Origin of the sequence: Amycolatopsis albispora (genome assembly GCF_003312875.1) — a bacterium.
GTDB classification, from domain to species: Bacteria; Actinomycetota; Actinomycetes; order Mycobacteriales; family Pseudonocardiaceae; genus Amycolatopsis; species Amycolatopsis albispora.
In genome coordinates this window covers 8,337,089-8,345,070 of sequence record NZ_CP015163.1, presented here as the reverse complement: position 1 = coordinate 8,345,070, position 7,982 = coordinate 8,337,089, and the positions used below count along the sequence as shown (strand labels likewise).

Genomic DNA, 7,982 nt, shown 5'->3' with positions numbered 1-7,982 from the left:
TGGTCCATCCTCTTTCTGCTGACTAGCCAGGAGGCATCACGAGAGGTCGGAGAGTTCCCCGTCGATGATGTCGAGTAGCCGGTCCACCGGGACCGAGTTGATGTCCTCTTCGGACGGACGTGCCGCGGCGCTCCCGCGCAGCCGCTGGAGGATCGCCTCCAGCCGCTCGCCGATGACCTGGGTGTCGGTGTCCTCCGCCGACAACGCCGCTTCGAACCGGTCCAGCTCGCTGAGCGCCGAACCGCGGGGCCGCGCGGGCGCCAGGTTCTCGCCGAGGTAGGCGGCCACCGCGCGTGGTGTCGGGTAGTCGAACACCAGCGCGGCGGGCAGCGCGATGCCGGACTTGGCACGCAGCCGCTCCCGCATCTCGACCGCGGTCACCGAGTCGAATCCCTGCTCGCGGAACACCTTGTCGGCGGGGATCGCTTGTGGACGGTCGTGCCCGAGCACCGCCGCCGCTTCCGCCCGCACCACGTCGAGCAGCACGCGCGCGCGGTCGGCTTCGGGCAGGTCCGCGAGCCGCTGCCGCAGTTCGGGTTCGCCGCCGGTGTCCGGTTCGCCGGCCAGTGCCGCGGTGACCTCGGGCAGGTCGGACAGCAGCGGGCTCGGCCGGGTCGCGGTGAAGCTGGGCGCGAACCGCTTCCAGTCGGTGTTGGTCACCGTGAGCAGGGTTTCGCCGTCCTCCAGGGCCTGCTGCAACGCGGTGATGGCCAGCTTCGGCTCCATCGGCAGCACGCCGACGCGGCGCATGTGCTCGGACAGTTCCGGGTTGTCGGCGCCGAGCCCGGCGTCGGCCCACGAGCCCCAGGCGATCGAGGTCGCGGGCAGGCCCAGCCCACGGCGGTGCAGGGCCAGCGCGTCCAGGTAGGCGTTGCCCGCGGCGTACCCGGGCTGGCCGCCGCTGCCCCAGCTGCCCGCGCCCGAGGAGAACAACACAAACGCGTCCAGGTCGCCGGTCAGCTCGTGCAGGTTCCAGGCCGCGGTCAGCTTCGAGCGCAGGAGCCCGTCGAGTTGCCCGGCGGTCACCGACCCGATCGGCGCGTCCCCGACCCCGACTCCGGCGGCGTGCACCACGGAAGTCACGTCGAGCCCGGCCAGGACCTCGCGCAGGGCTTCGCGGTCGGCCGCGTCGCAGGCCACCACGGTCACCCGCGTGCCATCGGCCTCGAGTTCGGCTTTCAGTTCGGCGGCTCCCGGTGCGTCCGGACCGCGACGGCTGGTCAGCACCACGTGCTCGGCTCCGCTGGCGACCGCCCACCGCGCGACCTGGCCGCCGAGCCCGCCGGTGCCGCCGGTGATCAGGACCGTGCCACGCAGGCTCCAGTGCTCGGGCCGTGCCCCGGACGCCGGAGCGTGCACCAGCCGACGGCCGAACACGCCGTCGGACCGCACGGCGACCTGGTCTTCTCCGCTGGTCAGCACGGCGGCGAACCGCTGCGCGGCCCGGTCGTCGAAGTGCTCGGGCAGGTCGGCGAGGCCACCCCAGCGGCGGGGCAGCTCCAGCGCGGCCGACCGGCCGAGGCCCCACAACGCGCCCAGCTCGGGCCGCGTCACCTCGGTGGGTTCCGCGACCGCCACCGCACCACGGGTGACCAGCCAGAGCGGCGCCTCGATCCCGGCGTCACCCAGCGCCTGCACCACCTCGACGGAGTAGAGCAACCCGGCGGGTACCGCGCCGTGCGGCGGGGCGTCGCTCAGCCCGGCCAGCGAAACGACCCCGGCGAACTCCTGTCCCGCGAGGTCCTCGAACTTCGCGGTCATGGCCTTGCGGTCGGAGACCTCGACGCGGACGACGTCGGTGCCGAGCGCGGCGAGCACGGCGGTGGTCCACTCGTCCTCGCGGTCCAGCACCGCCAGCCACGGCCGACCGGCCGCGGCGGCCTGCTCGGGCAGCCGCGCCCACGATTCGCGGTACCGCCAGGAGTCCACAACGGACTGCGCGCGCCGCCGGTTCCGCCAGGTCGCCAGCGCGGGCACCACGGTGGCGGCGGTGTCGGGGTCCACCTCCAGCGCGGCGGCCACGGTGTCCAGGTCACCGTCGTCGACCAGGTTCCAGAACGCGGCGTCCACCGGGTCGGCAGCGGCCGGCGCGGCCGGTTCCGCCCAGAACCGCTGCCGCTGGAAGGCGTAGGTCGGCAGGTCCACCCGCTGCGCGCCGGTGCCGTCGAAGATCGCGCGCCAGTTCACCGGCACGCCGCTGACGTGCAGTTTTGCCAGTGCGGTGAGCGCGCTGGTTTCTTCGGGCCGGTTCTTGCGCAGGAGCGGCACGAGCGTCGCGCCGGGCGCCGAGTCGGCGGCCATGCCGGACAGCACACCGTCGGGGCCCAGTTCCAGGAAAACATCCGCCCCCGCTTCGGCCAGCGCGCGCACGCCGTCGGCGAAGCGCACGGTGTCGCGCACGTGCCGGACCCAGTAGTCCGGCGCGCACAGCTCGGCGCCGGTGGCGACTCCCCCGGTCAGGTTCGACACCACCGGCACCCGCGGCGCGGTGAACGACAGCCCCGACACCACCGCCCGGAAGTCATCCAGCATCGAGTTCATCAAGGGTGAGTGGAACGCATGGCTGACCGGCAAACGCCTAGACTTCCGCCCGCGCTCGGCAAAACCCGCCGCGATCTCCGTCGCGACCTGGGCGTTTCCGGAGATCACCAGTGAGCCGGGGCCGTTGATCGCGGCGATCGACACGTCCTCGGTGAGCAGCGGCGCGACCTCGTCCTCGGTGGCCTCGATCGCCACCATCGCGCCGTCCGCGGGCAGCGCCTGCATCAGCTTCGCGCGGGCGGTGACCAGCGTGCACGCGTCTTCGAGGTTCAGGACCCCGGCGACATGGGCGGCGACGATCTCGCCGATGGAATGCCCGGCCAGGAAGTCGGGCCTGATGCCCCACGACTCGATCAGCCGGTACAGCGCGACTTCGACCGCGAACAAGGCGGGTTGCGTGGCGCCAGTCTCGTTCAAGGCGGCTTCGTCCGTGCCCCACATGACGTCGCGAACGTCCAGGTGGTCGAGCACGGTGTCCAGGGCGGCCGCGAAGACGGGGAAGCGCGCGTACAGCTCGCGGCCCATGCCGAGTCGCTGGCTGCCCTGGCCGGAGAACAACACCGCCAGCGTCCGGTCGCCCGCCTCACCGCGTGCCAGCTCGGTGAGCCCGTCGTCCGAGGACAGCAGCACCGCGCGGTGCTCGAACACCGACCGCGAGATCACCGTGGAGTAGCCGATGTCCAGCGGGTCGCCGCCGAGCGCGCGCAGCCGGTCGGCCTGGGCGTCGAGCGCGGCCGCCGAGCGGCCGGACACCAGCCACGGCACCACCGACGGCGTGACCTCGGCGGGTGCCACCACCGGCGCCACCGCGGGTGCCTGCTCGATGATCACGTGGGCGTTGGTGCCGCTGATGCCGAAGGACGACACCCCGGCCCGTGCCGGTCGGTCCCGCACCGGCCACTCCGCCGGTTCGGTCAGCAGCTCGACCGACCCCGTCGTCCAGTCCACATAGGACGACGGCTGGTCCACGTGCAGGGTCTTCGGCAGCACGCCGTGCCGCAGGGCCTGCACCATCTTGATCACCCCGGCGACGCCCGCCGCCGCCTGCGTGTGGCCCAGGTTCGACTTCACCGAGCCGAGCAGCAGCGGCCGTTCGCGTTCTTGGCCGTACGTGGCCAGCAAAGCCTGTGCCTCGATCGGATCACCCAGCGTGGTACCGGTGCCGTGTGCCTCCATGGCGTCCACATCGGACGGTTTCAGCCCGGCGTTCGCCAGTGCCTGGAGGATCACCCGCTGCTGCGACGGTCCGTTCGGTGCGGTCAGCCCGTTCGACGCGCCGTCCTGGTTGACCGCACTGCCGCGCAGCACGGCGAGAATGGTGTGCCCGTTGCGCTTGGCGTCGGAAAGCCGTTCCAGCACCACAAAACCGACGCCCTCGGACCAGCCGGTGCCGTCGGCCGCGTCGGCGAAGGACTTGCACCGGCCGTCCGGGGCGAGCCCGCCCTGGAGCGAGAATTCCACGAAGGTCTGCGGTGTCGACATCACCGCGACCCCGCCCGCCAGCGCCAGGTCGCATTCGCCGTCACGCAGCGACTGCCCGGCCCAGTGCATCGCGACCAGCGAAGACGAGCACGCCGTGTCCACGGTGACCGCCGGGCCTTCGAGTCCCAGCGCGTAGGCGACCCGGCCGGAGACCACGCTGCCCGCGTTGCCGATGCCCCAGTACGCCTCCGAGCCCTCCGGTGGATCGGGCAGCCCCCAGCCGTAGTCGTGGTACATCACCCCGGCGAACATGCCGGTTTTGCTGCCACGCAGGGAAAGCGGATCGATCCCGGAGCGTTCCACCGCCTCCCAGGAGGTTTCCAGCACCAGCCGCTGCTGCGGGTCCATCGCCAGCGCCTCACGCGGTGAGATGCCGAAGAACCCAGCGTCGAACTCCGGTGCGTCGTAGAGGAAACCGCCCTGCTGGCAGTAGGTGGCCCCGGCTTCGGAGCCGAACAACCGGGCCAGGTCCCAGCCACGGTCGGCGGGGAAGTCCGAGACCACCTCGGCGCCCTCGGTGACCAGGCGCCACAGGTCCTCCGGCGACCGCACGCCACCGGGGTAGCGGCAGGCCATGCCGACGATGGCGATCGGCTCGTCCGGCCCGGTGACCGGCTCGTCCACCTTGATGGGCGCGGGCTTTTCCCCGAGCAGCACGGCCCGCAGGTGCCGGGCCAGCGCCACCGGGGTCGGGTAGTCGAAGGCGACCGTCGCGGTCAGGTCCAGTCCGGTCGCCGCGGCGAGGCGGTTGCGCAGTTCGACCGCGCTGACCGAGGTGAAGCCCAGTTCGCGGAAGGTCTTGCCCGCGCCCGCTCGTTCGCCACCGCTGATGCCGGGAATGGCGGCCACCTCGGTGCGGATCAGACCGACCAGGAACGGCTCCCGCTCGTCGGCAGGCATCGCGGCGACCCGCTCGGCCAGCGAAGCCGAATCCGTGGCCGGTGCCGCGTCGACCAGGCCGCGCAGCAACGCGGGCACGGCCCGCGAACCGGTCTGCTCGCCGACCCGCATCACCACCGCGTGCGGCAGGTCCATCGCGGTGACCGCGTCGAACATGGCCAGGCATTCCTGAGTGGACAGTTCACCCGACGGCGCGGCGGTGCCGAGTGCCACGCACACCGCGGGCAGTCCCCGCGCACGGCGGTGTTGCGCGAGCGCGGTCAGGAAGGCGTTGGCCGCGGCCTGGTCACCGCGCCCGGCCGCGCCGAGCGCCCCGGCGACCGAGCCCAGCAGCACAAACGCGGTCAGCTCGGCGCCGGCGGTCAGCTCGTGCAGGTTGACCGCACCGTCCACAATGGCGCGGAAGGCCAGGCGGCGGTCACCCGGCGGCGCGGCCGGGCTCTCCACCTCACCGTCGCAGTGCAGCACGGCGGTGACCGGTCGCTTCAGCCCGCCGAGCACCCGTGCCAACGCCTCGCGGTCGCCGAGGTCGCAGGTGGCCGTGCTGACCCGTGCGCCGAGCTTGGTCAGCTCGTTCTCCAGCTCACCGTCGGCCGGGTTGAGCAGCAGCAGGTTCCTGGCGCCGTGCGCGGCCACCAGGTGCCGGGTCAGCGCGACGCCCATCGGGCCGGTGGCACCGGTGACCACCACCGTCCTCTTCGGATCGAGGTGCATCGGCTGGCCGTCGGTGCTCGCGGTGACCCGCATCAGCCGCGGGCGGAACGCGATGCCACCGCGGATCGCCAGCTGCGGCTCGTCCGAGCCCACCGCGAACGGGAGCACCGGCGACGCGTCCTCGTCCACGTCCACCAGGATGAACCGGTTCGGGTACTCGGCCTGGAGCGAGCGCAGCAGACCCCACAGCGAGGCGTGCACCAGGTCGCCGACGTCCTCGCCCGCGCCGGTCGCCAGCGCACCCCTGGTCACCACCACCAGGCGGCAGCTCGCCAGCCAGTCGTCGTGCGCCCACGACCACAGCAGGTCGGACAGCTCGCGCAGCACCTCGTGCGCGGCGTCGGTGCCGGTGCGGCCGGGAGCACAGCACAGCACGGCGACCTCCGGCACCGGCTCGCCCAGCGACGCGGCCACGTGCAACGCGGCGGTGTCCTCATGCGACTCCACCGACATCCCGGCCGTCACCAGGCCCGCGGCCAGTCCGAAGTGGTCGGTGCCGAGCACGGCCCAGTTCCTCGGCAGCGGCGCGGTGCTGGTGCGGACCGAGGGCAGCGGCACCCAGTCGGTCCGCAGCAGAGACTCGTGCCTGCCGCCGCTGGCCGCGCGCAGCCGCGCGGGCCGGTTGAGCAGCACGTGACGGGTGATCTTGCCCGACGGCGTCCGCGGCACCTCGTCGATCTCGTACAGTTCCTCGGGCACCTTGAAGTTGGACAGCTGCTCGCGGCAGGTGTCGAACAGCAGCTCGGGATCGAGGCCGGGCCCGGGCACCACGAAGGCGATCGGCACCTCACCGAGCACGTCGTGCGGTCGCCCGACCACCGCCGCGTCGGCCACGCCGGGCACCTTGCGGAGCACTTCCTCCACCTCACCGGGGTGGATGTTCTCGCCGTTGCGGATGATGAGTTCCTTGATCCGCCCGGTGATGGTCAGGTAACCGGCTTCGTCGGCGCGGGCGAGGTCACCGGTGCGGTACCAGCCGTTGACCATCGCCTCGGCGGTCGCCTCCGGCTGGTTGTGGTAGCCCACCATGACGTTCGGGCCGCGGACCCACAGCTCACCCTCGTCGCCGGACGGCACGTCGAGGCCGGTGTCCGGATCGACCAGGCGCACCGACACCCCGGGGATCGGCAGCCCGCACGAACCGTCCACCCTGGTCCCGTGGATGCCGTTGACCACAAAGGACCCGCAGCCCTCGGTGCTGCCGTAGCAGTCGAGCAGCGGCACGCCGAAGGTCCGTTCGAACGAGTGCCGCAGCGCGGCCGGGCACACCGTGCCGCCGGTCAGGCAGGCCCGCAGGTGAGGCGCGCGGACCTCGGTGTCCTTCGCCGCTTCGAGCAGGTAGTGGTAGAGCGCGGGCACCCCGGCGAGAAAGGTGTAGGCGTCTTCGGCGAGGGTGCGCAGCACGTCCTCGGCGGCGAAGCCGTCCATCAGGTGCGCGGTGGCGCCGACCGCGGTCACACCCAGCACGGTGAAGATGTGCGCGAGGCTGTGGTGCAGCGGCAGCGGCCACAGCACCAGGTCCTCTTCGGACAGTCCGATGACCGGCGCGTAGCAGGCCGCCACCGACCACAGGCAGCTGCGCTGGGTGGACAGCACGCCCTTGGGCTTGCCGGTGGTGCCGGAGGTGTAGAGCATCCAGGCGACGTCGTCGAGTTCCTGGTCGTCCCGCGCGGGCAGGTCCGGCGGCGTGGTCATCAGGTCTACATAGGACACCACGGCGGCGTGCTCGGGTACCGGCTCGTCGCCGGTGACCACCACGCGCAGGTACGGCCGCCCCGCCAGCAACGCGAGCACCTGCGGCAGGTGCGCGGGATCGGTGATCACCACGCTGGCACCGCTGTCGTCGACCACGTGCGCCAGCTCGGCCGCCGCGGAATGCGGGTTGAACGGCACGCCGACACCGCTGGCCCTGGCGATGGACAGGTAGCTCTCGATCACCTCGACCGAATTGCCCAGGTAGATCAGCGCCCGGTCACCCGGCTGCAGGCGCAGCCCGGCCAGGTGCCCCGCCAGCCTGCCGGTGCGCCGGTACAGCTCCTCGTAGGTGACCGCACGCCGGTGGTCGCGGAAGGCCACCTTGGCCGGTCGCCGCTCAGCGTGCGCGGCCAGCAGTTCGGGCAGGGGCCGGATCAGCTCGGTACGCAACATCGGCGGAACTCCCGGGGTCGGCGGTGCAGTTCACCCGGCCGATGTTGCGCGCCGCACAACGGTTATTTCCCTGCATCACCCCCCTGTGACCCCCCTATCTTCACCCTCGGTGCAGTCATTTCCCTAGTGTGTGCGCGAGTGCGGCGGTCCGCGGTCGCGGTGCTGGTAGCGTCCGGTTTTGTGCACATTTTCCACCG

At 72.3% G+C, this 7,982-nt stretch carries 1 protein-coding gene; it reads right to left on the bottom strand.

All coding sequences use genetic code 11. The features are described from left to right. Positions 1 to 36: 36 nt before the first annotated feature. Positions 37 to 7,785 (bottom strand): type I polyketide synthase, encoded by a 7,749-nt coding sequence (locus A4R43_RS44325; RefSeq protein WP_113696685.1) that lies wholly within the window; start codon positions 7,783 to 7,785, stop codon positions 37 to 39. Between the last annotated feature and the right edge of the window lie 197 nt (positions 7,786 to 7,982).